Source organism: Candidatus Rhabdochlamydia porcellionis, from assembly GCF_015356815.2.
GTDB lineage: Bacteria > Chlamydiota > Chlamydiia > Chlamydiales > Rhabdochlamydiaceae > Rhabdochlamydia > Rhabdochlamydia porcellionis.
Window position 1 is genome coordinate 640,060 of the sequence record NZ_CP075585.1, and the last position, 26,383, is coordinate 666,442.

Consider the following 26,383-nt stretch of genomic DNA (forward strand, 5'->3'; position numbering starts at 1 on the left):
ACTTATTTATGAAGCGCTCTTTTTTCTATGTCTAAAGCAGCTTCTCTTATTGCCTCTGATAGAGTAGGATGAGCATGGGGGGTATTAATCAAGTCTTTTATGCATAAACTTTTTTGTATAGCAATAGCTGCTTCTGCAATTAATTCAGAGGCATGTGCTCCTATAATATGCACTCCTATAATCTTTTCGCTTTTCTCCTCGGCAACAATTTTTACAAACCCTTGTATTTCTCCTGTGCATTTTGCTCTTGAGTTGACCTTAAAGGGAAAGCTACCTTTTTTTGGTATAAGGTGATATTTTTTAGCTTCTTCTTCTGTTAATCCCACCGATGCCATTTCTGGATAAGTGTAGACAACATTGGGGATAGCCATATAATTAAGTTGAGAGTTATGGCCTGCCATAACTTCAACAGCTGCAATGCCTTCTTCGGATGCTTTATGTGCAAGCATAGGGCCTTCGGTGACATCTCCAATAGCAAAAATATTGGGGATATTGCTACGGAAGACTCCATCGGTTTCAATGAATCCTTTTGGAGATATTTTTACTCCGATCTTTTCAAGGCCAAGTTCTTGAGTATAAGGTCTTCTTCCAATGGCAACTAAAACTTTTTCTGCTGAAAAAGATTGTGTGTTTTGGGTTTGCTCTACTTGTAAAGAAATCTGACTAGGGGCAATTTTTGCATCCATGACTTTAGAAGAAAGATGAAATGTAATACCTTGTTTCTCTAAATATTTTTTAAGTTCTAAGCTCAGTTGGTGATCAAATCCTGTGCAAATTTGATCAAGGAATTCAATGATTTGCACCTTGGTTCCTAGTCTATTGTAGACAGATCCTAATTCTACTCCGATCACACCTGCACCTATTATAAGTAGGTTTTTGGGAATTGCCTCAAGAGAGAGTGCACCTGTAGAAGAAAGAATTTGTTTTTCATCAAAGGGTAAAAAAGGAAGTTCAATGGGTTCTGAGCCTGTAGCAATAAGAATAAACCGAGCTTGCAATTGCACTGTTTTTCTTGCATTTTTAACTAAAACTGCAGTGGGATCTAGAAAGCTGGCTTTTCCTACATAAAAGCTGATCTTGTGTTTTTTAAATAAACTTGTAATTCCTTGGCTAAAAGATTGGATAGTTTGTGTTTTACGAGTCATCATTGGCGTAAAATCAATCAATAATTGAGAAAAAGTGATTCCATTTACAGCACTTGTTTCTTTCATCTTCCAAGCTAATTCAGAGGAAGATAAAAGCGACTTAGAAGGGATACAGCCTACATGTAAGCAAGTTCCTCCCGGTTCTTTTCGTTTATCAATACATGCTGTTTTTAATCCCAACTGGGCTGCTCTTATTGCAGCTACATACCCACCAGGCCCAGCTCCAATGACAATTAGATCAAATACATCCATAGATTCCTTTTATAAGTCGAGAAGTAAACGGGAAGGTTCTTCTAGTGTTTGCTTAATATGCTTTAAAAAAAGCACGGCTTGTTTGCCATCAATTAAACGATGATCATAGCTAAGTGCTAGATACATCATAGGACGGATAACGATTTCATCATCGACGACGACAGGGCGCTTAACAATGGAGTGCATTCCTAAAATGGCGCTTTGAGGAGGATTGAGAATAGGGGTTGATAAGAGAGATCCAAAAACACCTCCATTGGTAATGGTAAAACTGCCCCCTTTTAAATCATCTACGCTAATGGAACCGTCTCGTGCTTTTTGAGCAAATACGCCCAGTTGTTTTTCAATTTCTCCAAAACTATTCTGTTCACAAGATCTAATGACAGGAACCATTAGACCACGATCTGTAGCAACAGCAACACAAATATCATAGCTTTGAACGAAAACTATATCTTCCTTATCAATATAGGCGTTAATTTCAGGAATCTCTTGTAAAGCTGCAACACAGGCTTTAATAAAAAAAGACATGAAACCTAATTTAATCTCATGTTTTTCTTGAAAAGCCTCCTGCTCTTTTTGTCTGATAGAGATTACACTGCTCATATCTACCTCGTTAAAGGTAGTTAACATAGCTGTTGTGTTCTTAACTTCTACAAGCCTTTGTGCAATGGTTTTACGTAAAGAACTCATTTTCTTACGAGAGGTGTTTATTTCTTTTTCTGCAATAGGAGTTGGCACGGTAAAAGCTGCTGGTTGTTGCAAGTTAGAAACGAAATCAGATGTAGTAAATTTGGCTTTTCCGTTTGAAGAAGGAGGAGAAACTGCCTCTGACGATTTAAGGGGCTCTTTATTAGAAGGTTTAGGCGTTTTCTCCACAGATTGAGGGTTAATTGTCCCAATTACTTGTCCTATCTTAACCGTATCTCCTTTCTTAACTTGTAAAGTTAATTCTCCACTTTCAGGAGCATATAAAACTTGATTCACCTTATCTGTTTCTAACTCTAAAATTTCTTCATCTTGTTTAACGAAACTGCCAGATGATTTAAGGATGTCACCAATGATTGCTTCAGAAACAGATTCACCCATATTAGGGATTTTAATCTCACTTGACATGGATTACCTTATCTTAAATTTAAGCAAAAGCTTTTTTAAGCAGCTCTTCCAATTGTTGTTTATGTACAGCATACGAACCTACAGCAGGCGATGCACTTCTTTGTCTTCCGATATACTCGATTGGGCTTTTTGTTCCAAGCAACTCATCAAATGCAAAACGCAAAGATTCCCAAGCGCCCATGTTACTGGGCTCTTCCTGCACGAATCGATAGCTAGCGTTAGGGTGTTTAGCTAAAATTTTTTGGACGATATTTTTGGGAAAAGGATATAGCTGTTCTAAACGTATGATTGCACATGGTTGATTTTGTTTTTCTCTTTCTAAAATGAGATCATAATAGATTTTTCCACTACAAAACAACAGTAACTTAACGTCTTTTTCTAGTATGGGGTCCTCTAGAACTTCATGAAATCTCCCTTCTACAAGATCATTTAAGCTGGATTTACATGCAGTATTGCGCAATAAAGCTTTAGGAGTAAAAAGAACCAAAGGCTTTTTTGTAGGGCATAGAGCCTGTGCTCGTAGAAGATGGAAAAGCTGTGCAGGGGTAGAGCAATTAGCGATCCTTAAATTATCTTGAGCGGCTAGTTGCAAAAAACGCTCTATACGGGCGGAGGAGTGTTCTGGTCCTTGTCCTTCATAGCCATGAGGAAGCATCAGAACTACATTAGATACTATTCCCCATTTTTGTTCTGAAGGAGCTAAATACTGATCGAGAATAATCTGAGCACCATTTGCAAAATCACCAAATTGTGCTTCCCAAATAACTAAATTCATAGAAGAGACTAAACTAAATCCAAATTCAAATCCTAGAACAGCGTATTCTGATAAAGGGGAGTTGAAAAATGTGCATTCAGCTTGAGACTCTGTAATATGATTGAGTGGAAAATAGTGTTTTTCATTGAGTTGATCAATAAGCACAGCATGTCTATGAGAAAATGTCCCTCGACAAACATCCTGACCAGAAAAACGCAAAGCGATCTTCTGAGATAGTAGGCTTGCATAGGCGAGTTGTTCCGCTGCTCCCCAATCTAAAGAAGATAATTTAGGATCACTTTGCAAAATTTTCTCTCTTTCTTGAAGAAGTCGTTTAATTTTAGGATGAAGATTTAAGTCTTTTGGATAGGTGTAAAGTCCTTTACCAATCTCTCTTAACATTTTTAAAGAGACTTTAGTGTCCATCTCTGATAAAGAAATAAGTCGCTGAGATTTTTTCCTAACAATAGGAGAAGATATTTTTTGCAAAGCTTCTTGAAGCTGTTTTCTAAAGTTTTCTTCTAAGTTCTTTATATCTTTTTCTTGAGTGATATTTTCATGAAGTAAGTTCTGAGAAAATACAGTTCGAATAGACTTTCTTTCCTTAATTTTAGCATAGAGAAGTGGTTGTGAAAAAAGAGGTTCATCGCTTTCATTATGACCGTATTTACGGTAACAATTAAGATCGATAAACACATCGTATCCAAATCTGGCTCGTATTTCCATGCTAAGAATAATAGCCTGTATACATCCTTCAGGGTCTTCTGCATTTACATGAAAAACAGGGCAATTAAATGTTTTTGCAAGATCTGAGCAATAAGGGGTAGAGCGCGCTTCTTCGGGATTTGTAGTAAAACCGATTTGATTATTGATAATAATATGAATGGTGCCTTTTGTTTGATAGCCCTTTAATTTACAAAGTTGCATGGTTTCATAAACTACGCCCTGCCCACTAAAAGAAGAGTCTCCGTGAATAAGCACAGGGAGCACATCTTTTTTACTAATCACTGCTTTAGCGTAGCTTATTCCTTCTACTACAGGATCTACTGATTCAAGATGACTGGGATTTGCCGCAAGGGTAATTAAGATATTTTTCCCCAAAGAAGTTATAAAGACTCCTTGTGCACCTTGATGATATTTTACATCCCCAGAACCTTCAAATTCCTCATTGATATAATTTTCGTCAAACTCTCTAAAAATAGAGGAATAGTCTTTGTGAATGATGTTAGCTAGCACATTGAGTCTACCTCTATGCGCCATACCCAAGACTATTTCTTCCACGTCGCTTAAAGACGCTTGTTCTATTAAAAAAGATAGCATGGGGATCAGGGTTTCTGCTCCTTCTAAAGAAAAACGCTTTTGCCCTACATATTTTGTATTCAGAAAAGATTCAAATAGCTCTGCTTTATTTAAGTCTTTTAAGATAAGCATCTTTTGCTGTTTATTTAAATGAAATAAAGACTCAAATTTATTTTGGATCCATGCTTCTAATTCATGATTTCTAAGATCCATATATTCTATACCGATCTTAGAACAATAGATTTTCTGAAGAAAATCAATAATCTTTTTTAAAGGGGCTTGCTCTTCTTTTAAAAGATTGCAAGTAGGAAAGGATTCATTTAGTTCATTTGTCGTAAATCCAAGTGTCTTGAGATCTAATTCATAAATAGATCCAGGAGGGGGTTGAAGAGGATTAAAACAAGCCAATAAATAGCCATATTTACGATAAGAGTCTATGAGATACTCAATCCTTTGTTTTTGGTCTAACCCTGTAGTAGATTGTCCTAGATGCATGCCTTGAAAGAAAGCACACCAGGAAGGTTCCGTTTGAGAGGGATCTTCTATGAATTTTTGATAAAGATTATCTATAAAGCATAAGTTAGGAATAGAAAGAAAAGAAAAATCCATATAAAATCCTGAGAAAACCAAAACAGTTTATAAGCTTATTCATAGCAAATCAGTAATTTAATTCAACTAATAGCAATTTTTTTATTAGATTGTAAGGGAATTTTATAAAAATAATTATAATATTTAAAAGACTTTTTTAGATTTAAAATAATATAAAAATATTTATTTTATAAACTTAGTTAAGTGAAGAATCTTCATTCCAAGTCTTATTGAGGATAAATTCAGTGTTGAGATAGGTGAAGGAGCCATTATCAATCTTTGAGTTTCATGGCTTCTTTCTAGCTTAGGTAGAGTAATTTTAGGTATTGTGCCAACAGGAAATGTAGCTGGTTGAAGTGGTTTACATTGATTTTGAAATTGTTGAAAGGATGGGTAATTGGAAGCTTTGACAGATCCAGAAAAAGCACAAAGTTGATCAAATTTAGAAAGAATTTCTGATTTTTTAACTTTTTTTTCTATTTCAGAGATTTCTTTTTGTGAAAAGGCAAGTGTAACTGTTTGGGTATCTTCTTGGGTTTGAGGAGTTTTAATTTTGGCAAGATCTGTACTTTTTTCAAGATCTACGCAAGATTGAAGAACAAAGGGAGAGATTGTTTTTTACTAAAAACCTTATTATCAGTAATTGCTTCAAAAATATTGCTAATTAATCGAGCAACTCTTGTAAGGAGCGCCTTGCTTTTTTGGGCAAGTGTGCATGTGTAGCTTCTTTTACACTATCTAATGCAAAGCTCATAAAGCTTTTGTAAAGACTATTAAAGTAAGGCATATAGGGAATGATGTGCTAAATGAAAAGCCAAGATAAGAAAGGGTAACCGATGCTACAAGTGCTTTTGATAGATAAGAAACCATATAACTTTCACTAAATGATCTAACTTTTTCAAAAGTTGAAAAGCCCTGTTCATGAATATTAATAAAAGGATTATGGGTTAAACGAATACTCATTATTACTTTCCTATTGTTAAATAAGTATTAATTAATATTAAATTTATTTTAATTTATTCTTTAAATACTGAAGATCAGATAATTATATATGTTGTTTTTTTTGGGATGAAAAATGAAAAGGGTACATATGATACGCCTGTACACCAACTTTCTTAAATCTTTGAGCGTAAACTTACCGGAACACCCTCTAAGAGGAGGTTGCTTGAGATGTCTCTTAGAGTTGTTTCGGTAGTTTCAAGACGTTTTAAAGTAGGCTCCTTTGAAGGAAGATCTAAGCCACATTTTAAGAAAAATACCTATAGGGTAGTGTCTTTTTAAGGGAAAATGCGCTGGAGGTCTTTGTAGGCATTTTCCTAAAGAAGATAATTTGGAAGAGATCTTTTTTAATGGAGAATCACAAGAAGGCAATCTTGGTTTAGATGGAGCTTTATTTTCTGCAACAATAGGTTCTTCACTATTACCGATGCTTAAACTGCGATTTATTACACTTTAGTATTTGGAGCTTTTTGAGCTACTTTTATGCTTTTAATAAACAAAATTTGTTAATAAGGATTGCATTTAATTCTCTAAATCTTTCATACTATGGCCGGCTTAAGAGATTGGATTTTTCCAAGAAATGAGTTTTCTCTATTTCCATATATTAAATCTTTGTGTTTTAGCTGGTGTTTTTAAAATTTTTGCAAATGTTCTTGTAAGATCGTTGCATTAAAAAAAGAGCTAAAGTAAATAGTCACTCTATAACCGGATAGAGTGAAATAGGTATGATTCCCGGCCATAATGAGGAAAGAGCATGAATATTAAAAGTGAGCGATTAAAAAAACTGGAAACGGAACTTCACGATTTAGAGCATTGGTTAAAGCTGGGTTTAGTTCCTAAAAAAGATTTAGGCAAGCACAAAGAAGAAATTAAAATGCTTCAGGATAAGGTTGAAGAGGAAAAACAAAGACTACGCTTTCTTAAAGAAAGTGGAGAAATGGAAGAATTTACTCTGCCAAAGCGTCAAACTGGACGTCAAAATGTGCATGAACCCCATAGCTTGCCTGATGTAGATATTGGAGAAGAAGGATTTACTGAAACGGGTTTTGATATGGAAACAGAGCCTTTTGATCTTGATACTACCGCATCTGGAGAAGATGCTAGTAGTGCGGATGAATATGGCGATGACGCTGGAGCAGAAGAAGAAGATCCGTTTTCTGACCGTAATCGTTGGAAAAGAGGAGTTTTTGAAGATCCCGATGCTAATGACTGGTAATCAGGTTAGTCTTTATATACATATTCCTTTTTGCTCTAAGAAGTGTCCTTATTGTCATTTTTTTGTTATTTCAGATAAAGAATCTTTTCAAAAGAAATTTTTAGCTGCTTTCTTGCAAGAATGGCAGCTAAAAAGCCCTTTTCTAAAAGATAAACAGATTGTTTCTATTTATTTTGGAGGAGGTACGCCTACTCGACTATCTTTAACTTATTTAAGGAGAATGGTCACGATTATTTTATCTAGTAAAGTAACTGCTGACTGTGAAATGACCATTGAAGCGAATCCAGAGGATATAAATCAGGAACTTTTGCTAGCACTCAAGGATTTATCATTTAACCGAATCAGTTTTGGAGTGCAGTCTTTTAATGACAATGAATTGATCTCCTTAGGTAGAGGCCATACAGCAAAGCAATCAATTGTCGCAATTCAAGCAGCCTATCTAGCGGGTTTTGATAATCTCTCGATTGATTTGATGTTTGAGCTACCTAATCAGACACCGTCTTCTTGGAGGAAAACTTTAAACCAATTACGTGATTTGCCTATCAAACATCTATCTCTTTATAATCTTACCTTTGAGCAACAGACGGTTTTTTATCAAAAAAAACAACAACTACAAAAATTAGTTCCTTCTCCAGAAGAATGTCTTCCTATGTTGCAAGAAGCTGTAGAGAGTTTAAAAGAAATAGGTTTTGAGCGCTATGAAATCTCTGCTTTTGCAAAATCAAAGGCTTATTCTCTGCATAATATTGGTTATTGGCTTGGGCGCCCTTTTTTGGGTTATGGACCTTCTGCTTTTAGCTATTGGGAAAAAAGACGGTTTTCAAACCTTTCTCATTTTAATCAATATTGTAATTTGCTTGAAACTCAGCAAGATCCGATTGGTTTTTCTGAGCAGTTAGCTTTTCCTCACAATCTCTATGAGCTTTTTGTGATTCAACTACGTCTTTGTAAAGGGGTAAATATAGCTACTTTTGAACAAATGCACGGATCTTTACCCAGTGATTTTTTAGAGATTTGTGAAAGATTGATAGTAAAAGAAAAATGGTTATCTCGTGATAAAGACCATCTATTTTTAACAGACAAAGGAATGTTATTCTACGATAGTGTTGCTGCAGAGCTCATTTAGTTTATGTTTCTAGGTAACAGCTTATCTCTTAAGATAAACTGTTACCAGAAAGCATACAGAATTTTCTCAAAAATTGTTACAACACGAGGGTATTACTTTTTTTAAATTATTATTCTTTCGTGTTTCTCAAATTTTAAAAAGATCCTTCTGTTGTCTGCAATTTCATTTAAGCAATAAAGCAGCTTAAACTACTTCTAATAGCATTTTAAGAACCTTTTAATCAACTGTGATATTTTTAATAAAATGTAAATTAATTATTTAGAAACTGTTTTTATTAAAGACTTTTAGCTATAAAAGTAGAATAAGGACTCATTGTATAAGGTGAAAAGGCTTGTTCCGGATGCTCGGAAAACTCTTTAGGGGAGATCAGTGAAGTATCAACGATACGATGCCAATTTTTGCTTTGAGGAGGCAAAGGCAGCACGATGGAAGCGGGTTCAAAATGTGCATTAAAAGCGATGTAGAGATCTTCGCTATTTTTACTTTTTAGTGTATAAGCAATAAAACGACTTTCTGAACCCCAGTTGGGTTGTAGAGGTTGATGACCATGCCACTGCATGTCATCTGAAGTTAAAAAAGAGCTGCGTTGTAAAAGAGGAGCATGAGTTTTACGAAAAGCGATCATAAGTTTATAAAAACGATAGAATTCTTGATTTTCTATCAACTTATCCCATAAGAACCAGTTTAATTTATTATCTTGGCAATAAGCATTATTATTGCCAAAACGAGTATGAGCGTATTCATCACCCATTAGAAGCATAGGGGTACCAAGAGAGACAAGAAGAGCTGTAATTAAATTACGCATTTGCTTTAGACGCAAGAAAAGAATTTCTGGCTTATCGGTTGTTCCTTCTACACCACAGTTCCAACTATCATTGTTAGAATTCCCATCACGGTTTTCTTCCTTATTATCTAAATTATGTTTTTCTTGATAGCTAACCAAATCATGCAAGGTAAAACCATCATGCGAAGTGATAAAATTGATACTACAATAAGGGTTTTTAGAGTTTCCATATAAATCTTCTGATCCACAGATGGCATTAGCAAACTCCCCAGCTACGTCATCACTTCCTTTAATAAAGCGTCTAACGACATCGCGATACTTTCCATTCCATTCAGCCCAACTACTAGGAAAGGCTCCTACTTGGTATAACCCGCCTGCATCCCAAGGTTCTGCAATTAGCTTTACATGTGAGAGAATAGGGTCTTTTGTAATAGCGCGAATAGATAAAGGATCTGTAAGAAGAGACCCTTCTTCATCTCGGTTAAAACAAGAGGCTAAATCAAATCTAAAACCGTCGACATGCATTTCTGTTACAAAATAACGCAATGAATCAATGATAAACTCTATGACAACAGGATTGTTTACATTAAATGTGTTACCCGTGCCTGAAAAATTTAAATATTCAGCGTTTGGCGTTAGCATGTAATAGGTATTATTATCGATTCCTGCAAAAGAAAAACAAGGATCTCTTGTCCCTCCTTCTGCTGTATGGTTATATACCACATCTAAGATCACTTCGATTCCTTCCTTGTGAAGCGCTTTTACAAGATCCTTAAATTCATTGGAAGATTGGCTTGCTTCTTTGCTATAACGGTTCATGAGAGAGAAAAAACTACATGTAGAATAACCCCAAACATTATAAAGAGGTTTTTCTGCTACAGGTTGATTTCGATGTAATTCACATTCATCAAATTCAAAGATAGGCATTAGTTCAACAGCATTGATTCCCAATTCTTTGAGATGTTTGATTTTCTCTTTGATGGCTGAGAAAGTACCGGGTGCTTTACTGGAGCTTGAAGGGTCTCTTGTAAAAGAGCGAACATGCATTTCATAAATGATCAATTGTTCCATGGGAATTTTAGGAGGAGTGTCTTGCTCCCAATTAAAAGAAGAAGAGGGATAGAGTTTGCCTCTTAAAGGTTTTTGTTTTACCCCCCATTGATTATTTGTGTTTAAATATCTACTATAAGGATCCAATAAAATTATATTAGGGCAAAAGTGGTTTTTTGGGTCTTGATTATCCCCATCTAATTGATAACCGTATTCCCATTCTATATCTTCTGATAGGTTTTTAATAAGTACATGCCAAATAGATCCGGTTTTATTTTTTTGAGGATCAAATATAACTTGATAAGTGGAATCGGATGCGTTTGAAGAAAATATGTGTAAAATGACTTGAGTAGCTGTTGATGAAAAAAGAGAGAAATTTATCCCTTCTATGCATCGATTTGCACCTAGAGGATAGGCAGAGCCTTTTTCGAGTACAAGGTCTTTCATCTTATAATCTCACTTAAATTTGTAGATTAGCTTAAAAAAACTTTCAAATCAATTCGTTAATTTAATTTTTTAATTGCCCTTTTTAAGGGAATTTGCAAGGATTAAGTGATTTTTTATAAACAGACAGCTCTTGACGTAAAAGATCTATTGTCAATAAATTAAAGCTATAGATCTTGTGCTGTCATTTTTCCCAAAATAGTAGTATTATTTTTTAAGGTTGTGCTCGTTTTAAAAGCAAAGGCGATTTATAATTAAGGATGAACATTAGAGAACTGTAGGAGGACGATTCAATGTCATTGGAAAATGCCAAGGCAAATTTAAAGGAATTCGGGAAAGAACTCAATCTAGAGTTGGCATTTGATGAAAATCACACATGTATACTAGGGATTGATAATACCTTTTCTCTCCATCTTACATACGAGCCAAATTCTGATCGTTTGTATTTATACTCACCGATCTTAGATGGTCTACCTAAGGATCCCGCAATTCGATCAAACTTATACGAAGCTCTTCTTGAAGGGGCGATGTTAGGAGGTCAAATGGCAGGAGGAGGTGTAGGAGTTGCTGTTCCTGAAGAATTAATTTTAATGCATGCTGTTATAGAAATGGGTATAGGGGCTGATGCATCTGCATTATGCCGTTATGCCCCTTTATTTGTTGAGTCTGTAGAGAAGTGGAGAACCCGTGCAAAAGATATTTGCGAGGGTCGAGATACAAAAAAAGATCTTCCACCTCCAGCAAACCCTTTAGGGGGAAAACCCGGAGAAAGGTTTATTAAGATTTAATAAATTAGTGGTCACTATTCCGATCGTTTGTTAAAACGTCCGGAATAGTGACTTCTTTATCTAAAGAAGCCATTGCAATGGCTTCAATTTGCTTTAAGGCATCTTGTAATTCTTTATCTTTATTTTCCAATTTTGTTTTAATTTGTTTTACTGCTGTGACTGCTGTTGAATGGTCGCGGGAAAATATCTTTCCAATTTGTGTAAAAGATAATTTAAGAATGGTTCTACATAAGTATATAGAAATTTGCCTTGGAAAGGTATGCCGTTGGCTTTGCGATTTTCCTATAATCTCTGTAGAGGTTATATCAAAGTAAGAAGCTACTGCCAATAGAATAGTGTCTTTATTCAAGGTTTTTTTTTGTTCAAATTCAATGAGGTCAGAAAGAATGGTTTCTGCTTGTCCTAGCTGCAATTTATCTGGCTTAAAATTTTTATCCTTTAAATATATGCGCAATAACAAAGCCTCAAAGGCACGTAATAAAGAATGATTATTGGAAAACGTCTGAACTAGGAAGGAGCATACTCTTTCTGCTAAAGGAAAATTTCTTATTTTACAACAATGAGCAAGTAACTTCTTACGTTCTATTTCTGTAAGCTCGCTTAATTGTAATACAATACCCCACTCAAACCTTGAAATAAGCCGTGGCTCAATTTCTTCTAGCTGAGAAGGAGGGGTATTAGAACTTAGAACAATTTGTTTATTCGATAAGTGCAGAGTATTAAAGAGGTGAAAAAGCTCTTCCTGTGTTGCATCTTTACGCATAAAAAGATGAATATCGTCTATTAATAATGCATCCAGATGGCGATAGATTTCTCTAAATTTTTGCATTTCTGAAGAGCGAATAGCAGAAATGACATGTTCGGTAAATGTTTCAGCGCGGACAAATAAGGCTTTAAATCCTCTTTGGCAAAAAAGATGGGTTAAAGCCATTAACAAATGGGTTTTACCTGTGCCTGCCTTTCCCCAAAGAAAAATCGGATTGCAGGCGGCTAAATTAGGAGTAGAGGTAAATTGTAAAGAAATAGGATCTACTCCTGTTAGTTCATAACATAGACGCATAACTATTTCATTGGATTTAGCTGAAATAAAATTTGCTAGAGTAGCTATAGGGTCTAATTTATCTGCAATAGGAGAAAACGCAGTAGGTTGCTGAGTTTTCTCTTTTTTTTTATTTACAGCATTATCTGGAACATAAAGATGAACTTTAATTGTTCGTGAGTTGTTATTCAGTAAGTGTGTTCTAATCAAGGGGCGCATATGTTCTTCAAACCACAACATATGAAATGCATCAGCTGCTTCTAGATAGAGATTAGTTGCATCAAAATGTAGGATTTTAAGCGATCGTAACCATTGATTTACTGTTTGTTTTCCTAATAGATCTTCTTGCTTTTTTAAAAATTCTTCCCAAGCTTGCATGGATACCACATGTGACAATAGGTGAAATCATAAAAGTAGCAGGAGGCTTAATTTTGGCCTACTGCTGCCTAAAGCTTTTATACCTTTTTCATTTTACGCATCATAAACCATTGCTGCAATATGCCAAGTCCCATTGAAGATAACCAGTAAAGATTTAATCCTGAAGGGAAGTGATAAAACATTACAGTAAAAACAACAGTCATGATATTACCCATCATTTTTTGTTGCTTCTGTTGATCTGTAAGAGCAGCAGTGGCTTTTGTATTCATAGAGGTAAAACGTTGTTGTACCCACATGATAAAACCTAATAAAAAAGGTAGAAGGTGGAAACTGGAACCAAAAAAAGGAAGGGGATAACCCCAGTTGAAAAGCACATCTGGTGCTGTTAAGTTATCAATCCATCCAGGAATGAAACTTGCACCTCTTAATTCAAAAGTAGATTTTAATAAGTCAAACATTCCAATTAAAAAAGGCAATTGAATTAACAAAGGAAAGCAACCCATTAATGGGTTAACCCCTTTTTCTCGATAGAGGCTCATAACTTCCATTTGAGCGCGTTTGGGGTCTTTTTTGTATTTCTCTTGAATAGCGGTTACTTGAGGAGCTATTTGGCTCATCTTTAAAGAAGAATTAATAGACCAAGCATTAAGCGGATAGAGCATAATACGCAATACAAGGGTTAATAAAATGATCGAAATTCCCCAGGATGAGGTTATTCGATAAAAAAACTTCATGACTAAAAATAGAAATTTAGCAAAAGGCTCTGAAATGAATGTAAACCATCCATGAAAACTTAAAGCTCCAATATAACCCGGGTTATATCCTTTAGCGGGATTAGCATATGTTTGATCAACCTTATTTAAGAGGTCATCTTCGAAAGGACCTGCATACAAGCGGAAATGGCTTATTTGTTCATGCAGAGGTATCTGCATTTCATAACCTGGGTATTTTTCAGGGGGATAAGGTTGATATTCTGGATTAATTAAAGAAAGACGAGTAGGAATTTGTATCCCAGGGATCATTTGCGCACGAAATGAGCTTCCCTCTGCTATTAAAGGATCGAGAATCAATCCCAAAAATCCGTTAGAATTACAAATCCAATCCGCTGGTATGGAGTTCATTATTTCATTTTTAGGTAGAGATAGCTGTTCTATTTGTGCTTTTTTAGAACCTCTAAGCATTCGATATTTTAACGTAGGAGCAGCGTTTCCTGAGATAAGTTCTACCTCTGGAACTCCCGTAGTTAACCATAAACCACGTGTATCTCCATCTATTTTAATCATTACCTCAATGCAGTAAGGAGATAAACTTGGATCTTTAGAAAAGGAAAACACTTTTGTGATTCTACGATTGGGTTGAACGAGTTCGAACTCAATAAGATCTTTTTCTAATTTTTTTAAATGATAGGGCTGAGTAGCTAAATTCATATCCGAAGACACAATATTCAAAGCGTAAAATTTAGGTTCCACAAAAGAAACAGGGATATCTTGTGCATTGAATAGAGTACGTCTTAATAAAGGGTAGTATCCACCTACAGTTGGCTTGTTGGTTTTTTCTCCAGCTTTCTTATCACTAGTAAAATAAGGAAAGTTAGGAAAATGACTATTTTGCGGAAAGTTTTTTTCAATGATCCGATCAAAAGCAATAGGACGCACGGGTGTTTGAGAATCTTTTTTACTGTACAGAGCAAGATTAATCTCAGAAATAGCTCCACCTATATTAGAAAAAACCAACTGTTGGTAAGCATTTTCTAGGACAAAGAATTGTTGCTGTTGTTGGTTAAAAGTATCGGTTGTAATTGGTTTTGTTTCAATTACTGGTTCTACATGAAATTTTTGAGTCTCAGTGGTAATTGAAGGTTTTTTAGGTGGGAAAAGCCATTGATTAAGGAAAAAAAATCCTACTGTTAAAATCAATACAAAAAGAAAAGAACGTTTATTCATGAAGCAATAACCTTAATTTGCATAGGAGTGAGTGTTTACTAACCAGTTAGAGTTGGCCTGAAAAGAATCCTAACACAGAAAAAGATTTAAACTAAAGATAAACTAAGATTGCATTTCTTTAGCCAAGAAAAAATATTATACTAAATTGAATTTTCCTATAGTTAATTTGGAATTTTTATACACAAAACTTAAACGGTATAATAGAAAAATAGCTGCTGAGAATGCTTTTTGATAAAGTTGATGATTTTTGAGCTGAAAGCCTTGAGTTAAACAAGCTATCATCTTGATGGAGCACGCAAAGCAGAGTTTTCAATCTTCTTAATGAAATATATATAAAATATTTCCTTTGATTTTAGTTGGTTATTAAAAATAATATAGAGTATATTTAAAATGAATTTTTACTAATCCAAGAACACAGGGAAAGTTATGTCAATTCATTCAATTAATCAAGACCTTCATATGCTCAGAATTGGATCAGAGGAATCAATCTCAAAAAAAAATTTAGATGGAAATGAATTAAAAAAAATTATAGATCAATGGGTAAAAGATGGTCCTACAGATGCAGTTGAAAGTTTGGAAGAGGCGAAGCAAAGGATTTTTGAGTTTTTCAATAACAATCAAGAAACAGATAAATTGTTATTGTCTGACTTATATTTAACTTCCTTGCCTGACATTTTTCATTTTGAGCCTTTTAAGAGTAAACTAGCGCGGCTAGACATAAGCTACAACAATCTTATAATTCTACCTGAATCTTTTGGCAATCTACAAGCATTGACAAGATTGAACCTTAGCCACAATCAACTTACGGGCTTACCGGAGTCTTTTGCCTGTTTGACAACATTGAAATATTTGAATCTTAGTCATAACAATTTTACAATGCTGCCTGATCTTCTCGGTGACTTGCAAACATTATTACAACTAGATGCTAGCTATAACTATTTTTCCTTGAGCCTTCCGATGAAGGTATGGAACCTTCCTTCTAGATGCATAATTGACCTGGTAGGATGCAATCTTTCTAAAGAAGATCTAAAGAAGATAAACAAAGCTACTACAGGCCCTAAAATTGTTACTATTTATGAAGAGAAACTTATAGAATTAGCAAGAAAAAAATTAAAACCAATGTCATTACTCATGCAATTCACATAAAACTGTGTGATTAGTTAACTAGGAGCAAGTCTGATAGAGCTCAGAAGAGATAAACATTAAAGAATTGTAATAAGTCTTGTATCTTTAATACTCTTCTAGATTACGGCTATTTTCTAGACGGGATAAAAATTCGTGAAAATCCTGCGTTGTGCGTATATTGTCAAGCCAGTCATCTTGGAGCATTTCTTCTATAGAAGGCAGAGAGTCTGCTTTAACCGCTTTTTCTAGAAAGTGCATACTAAGTCCAATCTGATTGGAAAGGGAATACAGACAGGCGAGGTGGTAGTAGGATTGAGTGTTGCCTAAACGGCTTGCGGTAAATAGCTTTTGTTCTGCGTCGCGGTAGAGTTGTTCAATTTCAGCAGAGTCATATAAATGTTGGCTTAAATTGATTAACGTTAAAGCAAAATTTAAAAGCACGGTGTCATTTTCATTTTCTTGCTTAACGGCAAGTCTATAATGATGGATAGCACGATAAAGATATTCTCGACTAGAAGTAAGCTCTCCTAGGTGTGAAAGTGCTAATGCTAAGTGGTGGTGTACATCGTATAAGTTAGGATCGATCATTAAAATTTGTGAAAAAATCTCGATAGATCTTAAATAATAGCTTTCTTCCTCAAAAAAATCTCCAAGAGTGTCTAGTGCACGCGCATAGTGAAATAGCCATTCTGGGTATAAAAAGATGGCATTTTTTTGTATGATTAATGCTTTTTCAAATAAATCGATAGATTTTTCTAAATAGCATTTTTCATGTTTCATTTCTCCAAGTTTAGCTAAAGCAACTGCGTAGTCAAATAAGTAAAAATTAGATTTTTTCAAATAGAGAGCTTTTTTATAAAATTTAAAAGAAGAGTGAAGAATATCGGCGTCTTGTTCTAGCTCTCCAATTGCTGTATAAATTTTTGCAATTGCATGCCAGTTACGATGATATGTACGATCAATAGATAGCCCTATTTGGAATTTCTCAATTGCTTGGTAATAAAAATCGATATCTTTAAAGTAAGCGCCTAGACATTGCAGACAAGATCCGTAACAATGCCAAATATCGGGGCTATCTTCTTTTTGTTCAATGACCTGGCTCATTTTTTCATTAGCTTCGTGAATGAGATCAAGGCGTTCTAAATTCATTCCTAGTAAACTAAGAGCTTCAGCACAGATTGCTTGGATTAAAAAATGATCTGGGTCAACGTTAAGTGCTTCATGACATTTTTCAATACATAGACGCAATTTCTTAACATCGGGAAGATTTTTACCTGTTTCACATAGAAACAAGGACCAGTTTAACCAAATGTCTAAGGACTTTGGCGATCTTTGAGAAGCAGCAGCAAAATATTCATCTGCTTTGATGAAATGGTCTTCATCATGTGTTTGCGTGTATAATTGACAAAAGGTTTGAGCTAATAAATGCCATAAAGAAGCAGAGTCTGGCTCTAAAGAAAGAGCATTTTTGAAACATTGATTTGCTTTGAAATAAAAACGATCTTCATTTACGAAGTTTGCAAATTTATAGCAAGCTAGACCAAAATCTTTCCAGACATCAGTAGGTAATGTTTTATTTAAATGTGCTGCTTTTTCAAAGGCCTGTATAGCATGATATAAATCATTTGGTTCTTGGGAATGGCTAGCTATATGTAAAAAAATAGACCCTAAATCGGCATATAAGTCAGCAAGAGTATCTATCTTTTGTAAAGGGCAAAGATCAATGGCTTGAGTTATTTTCTCATGGGCTTCTAAAAAGTATTTTAAGTTTTTATAGGTAAATCCTAGAGTGCAGAGTACACTGCTCCAAGCTTGCCAGGTATCTAAATGATTTGGGCTAAGCTGAGCTGCTGTTTTTAGACGTTTATTTGCTAAAAGGAGTGGTTTTTCTTGTTCTTTTTCCTGAGCAAATTGGAAAAGGGACAATCCTTGAGAAAAATATAGTTTAAAATTAGTAGGTTCAAGGGAAAGAGCTTTATTAAAGTAACTTAAGCCTTTATCAAAATATTTGTTAAGTAGAGCAAGTTCACCCTTTGCTTGTAGGGATGTAGCAACGCTTTGCTCTGATTGTAATTGATTTTGGCTTAATAAGATGGAAGATTGTAAATTGCGTGGATTCATTTTATATTTTACTCTTTTTAAATCTACTTAACTAAGATATCTTCTTTTGGAAGTGATAGCAATTATAAAAATAGCTTTTTTTTTAGACAATCCTATAACCTAATTTTAATTGGTTTTTAAGGGCTTTTATTTGTATTTGATCGCTAATAATGAGGCTTTTAGCTAAAAAAAAATTAGTCTTAAAAAAATTTTTTAGTTTATATCGATATCTTAAAACTTTTTATGAAAAAATGCATTCAAATTTTTACTAATGAGAAAATATGTTTGAGTATCAAACACAAATCCGTATGAGGAATACAGACGCGACAGGGCATTTATTTTTTTCTGAGCAATTCAATCTTGTTCTAGAGACCTTTGAAGAATTTTTGACCTTTATCAATAGAGATGAGGATCATTTTTTAAACCAGATGGAAATGCCCATTGTTCATGCAGAAGCTGATTACAAAAAACCTTTACAATTAAGAGATCTATTAAAAATTATATTAGGTATTAAGAAATTGGGAAATACCTCTTTCAGCGTATCTTATTTTTTATTTAATCTTAAAACTCAGGAAGAAGTAGGTAGAGTTGTTATCGTACATGTATGTGTAGACTCCATTACAAAAAAGGCTACACCTCTTCCTTTGAAGCTAAGAGAGTGTTTTGAAAGACATCTTTGGGAAAAAGATTTCTTAAATGCTGCTTTAAAAGAGGAATAGAGGTTTTTACAGAGGTGCTTTTTAGATGTTTAGGATAAGGCCAGAGACTTACAGGACATTTAAAAGAAGGAAGGATTTTGCGTAATTCAAAAAAAACTTGGGCAAAAGATCTTTGCTGAGTATCCTCAATAAAGGCAATGGGACGATTTCCAAATTCTTCATCTGGCTTAGGTAGCACTGTAGCAGAAATAATTCCTTTAATAGAACAAAGAGCCCGTTCAATTTCTTCTGGTTGTATGTTTTCTCCTCCTGAGATAAATAAACGATCCTTTCTTCCTATTATATGAAGATGATTATCTAAACAAATTTTACCTAAATCTTTTGTAGCAAACCACAAAGAAGGTGGTTTTATTTGGAAACCATCCCAGTAACCTTGAAATAGGTTTTTGCCTTTAACTAGGATCTCAGAATCAGTTGTCATTTTGATTTCGCAACAGCTTATTGGACGGCCCATCTTTACACTCTTTGATTCTTCTTTTGTTGCTAATGTAGTTATGGAAGTTGTTTCTGTCATACCATAGGTAAAAAAAATAGGGAGCTCTTTTACAGAGTGGAGTAAAGAAAGACTCATATGTGCTCCTCCAACTAAGATACAGTGCAACTGCTTGCTTAAAAGAGAGAGGTTGCATTTTTGATCTTTTAAGCGAAATAGCTGGGTCGGAACACAAGATAGATGGGTAATTCTACGAGGAATAATCTCTTCCCAGATGGATTTGGAGTTTGTTAGTACGATACATGCTCCTATTGTCATGCAGCGTGTTAAAATGGATAAACCACTAACATGATATAAAGGCAGTGATAGCAGCCAGCGTGAACTTTGAGATAGCTGAAGTGTTAAGTGTGTGGCTAAAGCACTGGTTAGATAGTTTTTAAAAGTGTGACAAGCAATCTTACTTTTACCTGAAGATCCAGAAGTTACTAAAAAGGTGAATAATTGATCTGTATCAATTATAGGATCTATCAGGCAGGAACTAGAATAAAAGACAAGGCTATCTAGATTGATAAAATGAGAGGGTTTAAATCTTTGGATTAGGCCCTCAATCTGTGCTTGAGGAAATTTAGGATTTATTGGACAGGCAATTGCACCCATGCGCAAAAGAGCCAATAATAAAATAACCGTTTTGAGAGTAGTGGGTGCAACAAAAGCAATTCTTGCTCCTTTGCTGATTCCCAAAGAGAGTAGGTGGTTTACCAGACAAGATAAAAGCTTATCTAATTCTTGATAAGATAAACTGTCCCAAGTCGTTTCAATAGCTAAAGCTATTGGGTTCTCTTTTGCTTGTAGAGCAACAGGGCAGAGCATCTTAGCCACAATAGATCTCTTGTAATAGATGTGTTTGTATCTGCACAGGGAAAGGGCAAGAGCAGATAGGGGAAGAAAAAATGGGAAAGGGAGTTAATATGTCTTCAGTAAATAAGGATTGTGTATCCAAACCAAGAGGATAGAGCTTTGTTTGTGTTGCTAAGCGAGCAATTTGCATTAATCCTAAACCGCTCTCATAAGAGCTGCTAAAAATTAATTTTATTCTTTTTTTCTTTAAGCATTTCATGAGTTTTTTGGTGGTGAAAAATCCTTGAATCATGGGTTTTACGACGACTGCCTTGCAGTTGGATAGATTATCAAAAGTAAAATCAGGGTTTTTCTCTAAAGTTTCATCTAACCCAAAAGGATGAGAAAAATCAGTTAATCGAGAGGTTTCCCAAGTAGGCTCTTCAATAAAATCAAATGCTAAGGGAGGAAATTGCCTAAAAAAATACATAGCTTCTTGAAAACTAAAGCGCTGGTTTACATCTACTCTTAGAGAAAATGTTTTGCGCAAGTTATCAAGGACAGCAAAGGCGTCTTCTAAAGAAAGTTGCGAAATCTTAACTTTAACAGAAGAAAATCCTTTGTCTGCAGCCAATAGTGCCTGCTGCATCATCTCTTGCTTAGAACCCGATAAGAGAGCACATAGAGGAATAGTAGGGAAACTGAATTGCTTAAGAGCTGTTGCCAGTGCAAAAGAAACAGAGGGGTAAAGATGAGAGGTTTTTTTTCCTTTTAATACGTTCATTAATTGTAAAAGAGCTTCATCTATTGTCTCTTTACTACGACCTGATAAAGGAGAAATCTCAGCCCATGCTTCTTGATGGTTACTATCTTTGAAACAAACAAGATGGCTTAGGCGAATGGATTTATCTTTTTTTGTAAGTTGAAAGCAAAAAATACGCCAACTTATAACATCCAACCTATGCAAAGAAGAGCTGTGAATAAGCATAGTAATTGACCAGTTTTTATCAACAAAAGATTCAGTTCCATAGGACTTTTATGTGTGAACATTGTCTTTACTAGCATGCCTGCTGGTAGAAGGCATAAAAGCGTACAGAGAGCGAACGGGTGAGAATTATAGAAAAAAAATAAAGATCCAAAAGCTGTTAATAAACAAAAAAGATATTCCCACTTACCAAATGATTTACCAAAACGAGCAGCTAAAGTTTTTTTGTTGACTAATCGATCTTCGTTGATATCTCTTACATTATTTACTATCAAGATTGCAGTAGAAATTGCTCCTGGAGCAATACCAGCTAGTAATGCTTCTAAGGGTAGAGATCCTATTTGCAAATAATACGCCCCGCTAACCGCAATTGGACCAAAAAAAATAAACGCCAAAAGCTCACCGAGCCCAAGATAGGCTAAAGGGTAAGGTCCTGCTGTGTATAAAATAGATAAACATAAAGAAATAATTAGCAAACAAGCAATAAGAGCTTTTCCAATGATCATTAAATAAATACCGCTTAAAAGAGTTAATAACATGCTTATTATTATTGCTTGACGCATAGCCTTATGTGATACGAGCTTTGCTTGAGTAACACGCATGAATCCTTTGCGCTGATAAGTATCAGCTCCTTTAAGGTAATCAAAGTAGTCATTTGCTAAATTGGTTGTAACTTGAATTCCTAAAGCAGTGCACATAGTGCAAAGAAAAATCAGCCAATCAAAATTGCCAATTTTAATAGCCATCGTTGTTGCGATCAAAACAGGGCTTATACTAGCAATTAAAGTGTTAGGCCGAACCGCTAATGTCCAAATTTGAATCGTGTGCATAATGTTCTAAGGACGTTTAGGAAACTGTGAAAAACTAGGTTGGCGCTTTTGTAGAAAAGCGTTACGCCCTTCTTGGGCTTCTTCCGTCATGTAATAGAGCAAGGTGGCATTTCCTGCTAATTCCTGCAATCCTGCTTGCCCATCACAATCAGCATTAAAAGCAGATTTTATACAACGAAGAGCTAAAGGAGAATGTTGGAGAATTTCATAACACCACTGCAGAGTGGTTTTTTCTAGCTCCTCGTAAGGAACCATACAATTAATCAATCCCATTTCTAATGCTTCTTTTGCAGTGTACTTTTTACATAAAAACCAGAGTTCTTTAGCTTTTTTTTGTCCTACAATCCGAGCTAAATAACTAGAACCAAATCCTCCATCAAAAGAGCCTACTTTAGGTCCCACTTGTCCAAAAACGGAATGGTCTGCTGCGATTGTCAAATCGCAGATCAGATGTAAAACATGTCCTCCACCAATAGCAAAACCTGATACCATAGCAATGACCGGTTTTGGTAATCCACGGATCTCTTTCTGCAAATCTAGTACATTTAAACGCTCTGTACCCCCTAAATCCGTATACCCAGCATTGCCACGGACTTTTTGATCTCCACCAGAGCAAAATGCTTCCTTGCCTTTTCCTGTTAAAACAACCACCCCTATGTTGAGATCATTACGAGCATCCTGTAGAGCATGAGACATTTCAGAAATAGTTAAAGGGCGAAAAGCGTTTCTTACTTCAGGGCGATTAATGGTAATTTTGGCGATGCCATCATGCTTATGGTATAAAATATCTTGGTAGTTACCAACTACTTTCCAAATTACATTTTCTTCAGCTATTTGCATAAATGATCTCTAATATGTAGCTCATGTTACAAAACATGGCTTTCATTTGCAATTATACGGTTTGTTTTTTTTAATTTATTACACCTTAAGCATGTCATTTTTATACAAAAATAGCGAGTGGAATCTTAAGTTGTAATCGTATTTTTTATGAAGAGCTTTGATAGCAAAGCTAGAGCTGAATAAATATTGTTTTGTATATTTCTTTATAAAATTATTAAATAATAAAAACAAAAACTTTTTTTGGTTTTTTTATTTACTTAATGTGATCACATGTTAGATACTGACTCGAGTTTTGTACTCAGCTAGGGGTGAAAGCATGTTTACTAGTTCAGTTAATTCGATCGTACAATTTACACAACAATTGTTCTCAATGGGCCAAACTACATTAGAGTCGGTGGATCAAGTTGCTTTAGAAGAACATTTTACAGAAAAATTGAATCAATGGGTAAAAGATCCATTGCTAGAGGTTAAAAATCAAGTTGAAGAGCAGAGAGAATTTTTGGAGCATACGAATGTTGATCAATGTAGACTAGCATTTTCTAATTTAGACTTGATTTCTTTGTCCGATACTTTTGATTTTGAGCTTGTTCAAAGAAAATTAGAAGATCTAGATCTTAGTCATAAATGTTTTGCGAAGACACCAAAATCCTTTAAAAAACTCAAGAAGTTAGCAAAACTAAATTTTAGACATAATCGTCTTGTAATGAAAACAAAACCTGTTGAAAAGTTTTATCTTAGACGTAATCGTCTTGTAATGAAAACAAAACCTGTTGAAAAGTTTTATCTTAGACGTAATCGTCTTGTAATGAAAACAAAACCTGTTGAAAAGTTTTATCTTAGACGTAATCGTCTTGTGATGAAAACAAAACCTGTTGAAAAGCTTTATCTTAGACGTAATCGTCTTGTGATGAAAACAAAACTTGTTGAAAAGCTTTCAGAAACTGATTCGAAACTTTTTCTAGCATGGAGAGTCTCAAAAAAAACCATAGATAGAAGGTTACTTGTAAAACAATTAAGCTTGTGGGTAAAAGAAAGCTCAAGAAAAAAACAACAACATCAAAATAAAGCCTTAGATCAAAAATATTTAAATCGACGCGAAACTTCAGATAGGATCTTAGCCTTTTTTGAATCTGACAGGAGATCAAGCTGCTTATACTTATCTCGCTTAGGATTGGCTTCTTTGCCCAACATTTTTCATTTTAATCCTTTTCAACACAGCCTAAAGGGACTAGATCTTAGTCATAATAATCTTGAAGATTTACCAGAGTCTTTAGGGAACTTGCAAGCATTGACAATATTGGACCTCAGTTATAACAATCTTAGATTTTTACCAGAATCCTTTACAGAACTTTGCGCATTAGCAAAACTGAATCTTAGTCATAATAACCTTAAATATCTGTCTGAATTTTTTGGTAACTTGCAAGCATTGACAATATTGGACCTCAGTTATAACAATCTTAGATTTTTACCAGAATCCTTTACAGAACTTTGCGTATTAGAAGGATTGAATCTTAGCGATAACTACCTTATAAGCTTGCCGGAGCCTCTGGGTGATCTGCAAGCTTTGACAAAGTTATTTCTTAGAGTTAATAGATTGGTGGATTTACCCGAGTCTTTTGGTAAACTAGAGGCATTAGCAATGCTAGATCTTGGGTGTAATCGCCTTAGACGACTGCCAAAATCTTTTGCAAACTTACAAGCATTAGAAAAGTTGTCTCTTAGCTCTAACCAATTTACTCATTTACCAGAATCCCTTGGAAACTTATCGGCTTTAGTAGATTTGAGGCTTAGAAATAATCAATTTACTGAATTACCAAACTCTTTTGTTAATCTACAAGCGTTAAAAGATCTGCACCTTGGTTGTAATCGTAATTTATCTGCATTTCCTACACAGCTAATGGAACAGATGCCTCATACTAATGTAATAGGTTTCGACTACGGTATAGTAAGCAAAATCAATTTAGAAATAGATGAAAGTTCGTTCAAAGAAATTATAGATCAGTGGGTTAAAAGAGAAGCAAACTTAGAAGCTGGGTATAAACTCATAGAATTTTTTTCTACTCAGGCTCCTACAGGTGAAGACAAGTTGGTTTTGAGTAATTTAAATCTAACTTCTTTACCTGATATTTTTCATTTGAAGCCTTTTCAAAGCAATTTACGGCGCTTAGTCCTTAACGCAAACAAGCTTACAAAGCTACCAGAATCTATAGGCGAGTTACAAAATTTAAAAAAGCTGGTTCTTACCAATAATCAACTTGACAAATTGCCAGAGTCTTTCAAGCGCCTGCAAGCGTTGAGACGCCTAGACCTTGATACTAATTGCTTTACCTCTTTCCCAGGATGTCTTAACAATCTACCAGGACTACAAAGCTTAGACCTGAGTGGAAACAACCTTATTAGTCTGCGAAAAATTAACCCTGATAATTTGAAAGCATTAGTGAGATTGGATCTTAGTTATAATTTTACTTTGTTTGATTTACCTATGCGCATATTACAACTTTCATCTAACTGCACAGTTGATCTTACAGGGTGCTCATTATCTCAAAGAGCTTTAAGAAGGATTTGTGCACAGATTGTTGAGCCTGGTTACGTAGGTCCTCAAATAAGCTTTTCCTTAAATGAACCTAGTAGAAGCCAAATTGAGGAGAAATCTGTAGAAGAGTCTTTAAGGGATTTGCATGAAAAAGCTGACCGATCTATTACAATCTTTCCTTCTAATAAAGAGGGTTTAAAACTGCGTCCCTGGCTGAATCGCCTGTCTAGTATGATTGATTATCAAAGAGAGGGTGGAATACAAAGGACACTTGCAAATAAAGCTATAGAATATCTAGAGCTAGCTCAAGTAAATTCTGTATTCCATGATTCTTTTTATGAAATTATTGAAGACGCATCAGGAACTTGTGGGGATAGAATGAGCCTTTCTGTTCTATATTTAGGGATTGCTTATCAGCTCACAACAATTGACATTGAGGATATGAAAACCCTATCTAATTTTCTGCTTAAGGGTCCATGGACTCTTGAGATGCTAGGAAAGATTGCTAGAGATAAAATTGATAGTCTGCGTTTCTTTGATGAAATTGAGGTCTATCTTGGGTATCCCATTAAGCTTAAACAAGAGTTAGAGATTCCCATAGATGTTGAAGAGATGCTTTATTTTGGTTTTAGTGCTTTAACAGATGAAGATCTTCGAGAAGCTAAAGACTTTGTTTTATCCCAACGAGAAGATGAAGTATTGTGTTTTGAGTTTCTCATTAATCATGATACGTGGAAGAAAGCTCTTGAATCTAAATACCCTAAAGAATTTCAACTTGCAAAAGTAAATAAAAATGCAGCTCTAGAGGCAGGGGATGGCTATGATTGTTATGAAGCTGCTAAGGAAGAATTTAATAGAATTTTAGTGGATTTAACAAAAATGGCCTTAAGCTAGAATTCATTGCTTTATTGATTATTAACTATAATCTAGAGCTCATAGCCATGAAGAGCTTTGGTAGAAAATTTCTTTATAAAAGTTTTAAATAGTAAAAACAAAATATTTTTTTGTTTTTTTCATTTACTTAATATAATTGCATATTAGACCCTAAAGTGGGTTTGTATTAAAT

18 protein-coding genes are annotated in these 26,383 nt (G+C 34.8%); 7 read left to right on the top strand and 11 right to left on the bottom strand.

Features of this window, described 5'->3' with window-relative positions; translation table 11 throughout:
* Positions 1 to 2: 2 nt before the first annotated feature.
* The 3 genes from lpdA to RHAB15C_RS02995 are packed head-to-tail and all read right to left on the bottom strand — an operon-like array spanning position 3 to position 5,169.
* Positions 3 to 1,397: a dihydrolipoyl dehydrogenase gene (gene lpdA, locus RHAB15C_RS02985; RefSeq protein WP_194845721.1), complete on the bottom strand. Its 1,395-nt coding sequence runs from the start codon at positions 1,395 to 1,397 to the stop codon at positions 3 to 5.
* 9 nt (positions 1,398 to 1,406) lie between these two features.
* Positions 1,407 to 2,507, bottom strand: a complete 1,101-nt coding sequence (sucB, locus tag RHAB15C_RS02990; RefSeq protein WP_194845720.1) for a dihydrolipoyllysine-residue succinyltransferase — start codon at positions 2,505 to 2,507, stop codon at positions 1,407 to 1,409.
* A gap of 19 nt (positions 2,508 to 2,526) precedes the next feature.
* Positions 2,527 to 5,169 (bottom strand): 2-oxoglutarate dehydrogenase E1 component, encoded by a 2,643-nt coding sequence (locus RHAB15C_RS02995; RefSeq protein WP_194845719.1) that lies wholly within the window; start codon positions 5,167 to 5,169, stop codon positions 2,527 to 2,529.
* Positions 5,170 to 6,478: 1,309 nt separating this feature from the next.
* Here RHAB15C_RS02995 and RHAB15C_RS07335 point away from each other — a divergent pair.
* The 3 genes from RHAB15C_RS07335 (at position 6,479) to hemW (ending at position 8,489) form a co-directional block, all read left to right on the top strand.
* Positions 6,479 to 6,604, top strand: a complete 126-nt coding sequence (locus RHAB15C_RS07335) for a hypothetical protein (protein WP_281422372.1) — start codon at positions 6,479 to 6,481, stop codon at positions 6,602 to 6,604.
* A gap of 303 nt (positions 6,605 to 6,907) precedes the next feature.
* A complete protein-coding gene (locus tag RHAB15C_RS03000) occupies positions 6,908 to 7,363 on the top strand; it encodes a hypothetical protein (RefSeq protein WP_350339546.1) in 456 nt (151 codons plus the stop codon).
* A complete protein-coding gene (gene hemW, locus RHAB15C_RS03005) occupies positions 7,335 to 8,489 on the top strand; it encodes a radical SAM family heme chaperone HemW (protein ID WP_194845717.1) in 1,155 nt (384 codons plus the stop codon). The genes RHAB15C_RS03000 and hemW overlap by 29 nt, the downstream gene beginning before the upstream one ends.
* Positions 8,490 to 8,763: 274 nt before the next feature.
* On the opposite strand, the gene RHAB15C_RS03010 is transcribed toward hemW, so the two are convergent.
* Positions 8,764 to 10,770 carry a glycogen debranching protein gene (locus RHAB15C_RS03010; protein WP_194845716.1) on the bottom strand — a complete coding sequence of 669 codons (2,007 nt, stop codon included), beginning with the start codon at positions 10,768 to 10,770 and terminating at the stop codon, positions 8,764 to 8,766.
* Between the two features lie 290 nt (positions 10,771 to 11,060).
* Here RHAB15C_RS03010 and RHAB15C_RS03015 point away from each other — a divergent pair, with 290 nt between their 5' ends.
* Positions 11,061 to 11,555 carry a CesT family type III secretion system chaperone gene (locus RHAB15C_RS03015; protein ID WP_194845715.1) on the top strand — a complete coding sequence of 165 codons (495 nt, stop codon included), beginning with the start codon at positions 11,061 to 11,063 and terminating at the stop codon, positions 11,553 to 11,555.
* A 4-nt stretch (positions 11,556 to 11,559) separates the two neighbouring features.
* On the opposite strand, the gene RHAB15C_RS03020 is transcribed toward RHAB15C_RS03015, so the two are convergent.
* Together RHAB15C_RS03020 and yidC are read right to left on the bottom strand one after the other, a co-directional pair.
* Entirely contained in the window at positions 11,560 to 12,972 is a 1,413-nt protein-coding gene (locus RHAB15C_RS03020) for a DnaA ATPase domain-containing protein (protein WP_194845714.1), read from the bottom strand.
* 77 nt (positions 12,973 to 13,049) lie between these two features.
* The gene (gene yidC, locus RHAB15C_RS03025; RefSeq protein ID WP_194845713.1) at positions 13,050 to 14,915 is read right to left on the bottom strand and encodes a membrane protein insertase YidC; all 1,866 of its coding nucleotides are present in this window, start codon (positions 14,913 to 14,915) and stop codon (positions 13,050 to 13,052) included.
* Between the two features lie 426 nt (positions 14,916 to 15,341).
* Between yidC and RHAB15C_RS03030 the strand changes: the two genes are divergently transcribed.
* Positions 15,342 to 16,061 (top strand): leucine-rich repeat domain-containing protein, encoded by a 720-nt coding sequence (locus RHAB15C_RS03030; RefSeq protein ID WP_194845712.1) that lies wholly within the window; start codon positions 15,342 to 15,344, stop codon positions 16,059 to 16,061.
* 84 nt (positions 16,062 to 16,145) lie between these two features.
* On the opposite strand, the gene RHAB15C_RS03035 is transcribed toward RHAB15C_RS03030, so the two are convergent.
* Complete coding sequence (locus RHAB15C_RS03035) at positions 16,146 to 18,161, bottom strand: TPR end-of-group domain-containing protein (protein ID WP_194845711.1); 2,016 nt, start codon at positions 18,159 to 18,161, stop codon at positions 16,146 to 16,148.
* A gap of 260 nt (positions 18,162 to 18,421) precedes the next feature.
* Between RHAB15C_RS03035 and RHAB15C_RS03040 the strand changes: the two genes are divergently transcribed.
* A complete protein-coding gene (locus RHAB15C_RS03040; protein ID WP_194845710.1) occupies positions 18,422 to 18,859 on the top strand; it encodes an acyl-CoA thioesterase in 438 nt (145 codons plus the stop codon).
* Here RHAB15C_RS03040 and RHAB15C_RS03045 read toward each other — a convergent pair.
* Genes RHAB15C_RS03045 through menB form a run of 4 tightly spaced genes read right to left on the bottom strand, consistent with a single transcriptional unit; the run spans position 18,771 to position 22,784 of the window.
* Positions 18,771 to 20,162: an AMP-binding protein gene (locus tag RHAB15C_RS03045; RefSeq protein ID WP_246587619.1), complete on the bottom strand. Its 1,392-nt coding sequence runs from the start codon at positions 20,160 to 20,162 to the stop codon at positions 18,771 to 18,773. The genes RHAB15C_RS03040 and RHAB15C_RS03045 overlap by 89 nt on opposite strands.
* Position 20,163: 1 nt before the next feature.
* Positions 20,164 to 21,117: an enolase C-terminal domain-like protein gene (locus RHAB15C_RS03050; protein ID WP_194845708.1), complete on the bottom strand. Its 954-nt coding sequence runs from the start codon at positions 21,115 to 21,117 to the stop codon at positions 20,164 to 20,166.
* On the bottom strand, positions 21,075 to 21,944 hold the full coding sequence (gene menA, locus RHAB15C_RS03055; RefSeq protein ID WP_194845707.1) for a 1,4-dihydroxy-2-naphthoate octaprenyltransferase: 870 nt from the start codon (positions 21,942 to 21,944) through the stop codon (positions 21,075 to 21,077). Before menA ends, RHAB15C_RS03050 begins: the two co-directional genes overlap by 43 nt.
* A gap of 6 nt (positions 21,945 to 21,950) precedes the next feature.
* Positions 21,951 to 22,784, bottom strand: coding sequence for a 1,4-dihydroxy-2-naphthoyl-CoA synthase (gene menB / locus RHAB15C_RS03060; RefSeq protein ID WP_194845706.1), 834 nt, complete (start codon positions 22,782 to 22,784; stop codon positions 21,951 to 21,953).
* A 316-nt stretch (positions 22,785 to 23,100) separates the two neighbouring features.
* On the opposite strand from menB, the gene RHAB15C_RS03065 reads away from it, so the two are divergent.
* A complete protein-coding gene (locus RHAB15C_RS03065; RefSeq protein ID WP_220716077.1) occupies positions 23,101 to 26,211 on the top strand; it encodes a leucine-rich repeat domain-containing protein in 3,111 nt (1,036 codons plus the stop codon).
* The last annotated feature ends 172 nt before the right edge of the window (positions 26,212 to 26,383 follow it).

Excerpts from the sequence above, each read along its gene's own strand:
- RHAB15C_RS03050 (WP_194845708.1), bottom strand. The coding sequence starts at position 21,117 with ATGCTTATTCACAGCTCTTCTTTGCATAGGTTGGATGTTATAAGTTGG.
- RHAB15C_RS03045 (WP_246587619.1), bottom strand. The coding sequence starts at position 20,162 with ATGCTCTGCCCTGTTGCTCTACAAGCAAAAGAGAACCCAATAGCTTTA.
- RHAB15C_RS03035 (WP_194845711.1), bottom strand. The coding sequence starts at position 18,161 with ATGAATCCACGCAATTTACAATCTTCCATCTTATTAAGCCAAAATCAA.
- RHAB15C_RS03020 (WP_194845714.1), bottom strand. The coding sequence starts at position 12,972 with ATGCAAGCTTGGGAAGAATTTTTAAAAAAGCAAGAAGATCTATTAGGA.
- yidC (WP_194845713.1), bottom strand. The coding sequence starts at position 14,915 with ATGAATAAACGTTCTTTTCTTTTTGTATTGATTTTAACAGTAGGATTT.
- sucB (WP_194845720.1), bottom strand. The coding sequence starts at position 2,507 with ATGTCAAGTGAGATTAAAATCCCTAATATGGGTGAATCTGTTTCTGAA.
- lpdA (WP_194845721.1), bottom strand. The coding sequence starts at position 1,397 with ATGGATGTATTTGATCTAATTGTCATTGGAGCTGGGCCTGGTGGGTAT.
- RHAB15C_RS03010 (WP_194845716.1), bottom strand. The coding sequence starts at position 10,770 with ATGAAAGACCTTGTACTCGAAAAAGGCTCTGCCTATCCTCTAGGTGCA.
- RHAB15C_RS02995 (WP_194845719.1), bottom strand. The coding sequence starts at position 5,169 with ATGGATTTTTCTTTTCTTTCTATTCCTAACTTATGCTTTATAGATAAT.
- RHAB15C_RS03015 (WP_194845715.1), top strand. The coding sequence starts at position 11,061 with ATGTCATTGGAAAATGCCAAGGCAAATTTAAAGGAATTCGGGAAAGAA.
- RHAB15C_RS03065 (WP_220716077.1), top strand. The coding sequence starts at position 23,101 with ATGTTTACTAGTTCAGTTAATTCGATCGTACAATTTACACAACAATTG.
- RHAB15C_RS03030 (WP_194845712.1), top strand. The coding sequence starts at position 15,342 with ATGTCAATTCATTCAATTAATCAAGACCTTCATATGCTCAGAATTGGA.
- menB (WP_194845706.1), bottom strand. The coding sequence starts at position 22,784 with ATGCAAATAGCTGAAGAAAATGTAATTTGGAAAGTAGTTGGTAACTAC.
- RHAB15C_RS03040 (WP_194845710.1), top strand. The coding sequence starts at position 18,422 with ATGTTTGAGTATCAAACACAAATCCGTATGAGGAATACAGACGCGACA.
- menA (WP_194845707.1), bottom strand. The coding sequence starts at position 21,944 with ATGCACACGATTCAAATTTGGACATTAGCGGTTCGGCCTAACACTTTA.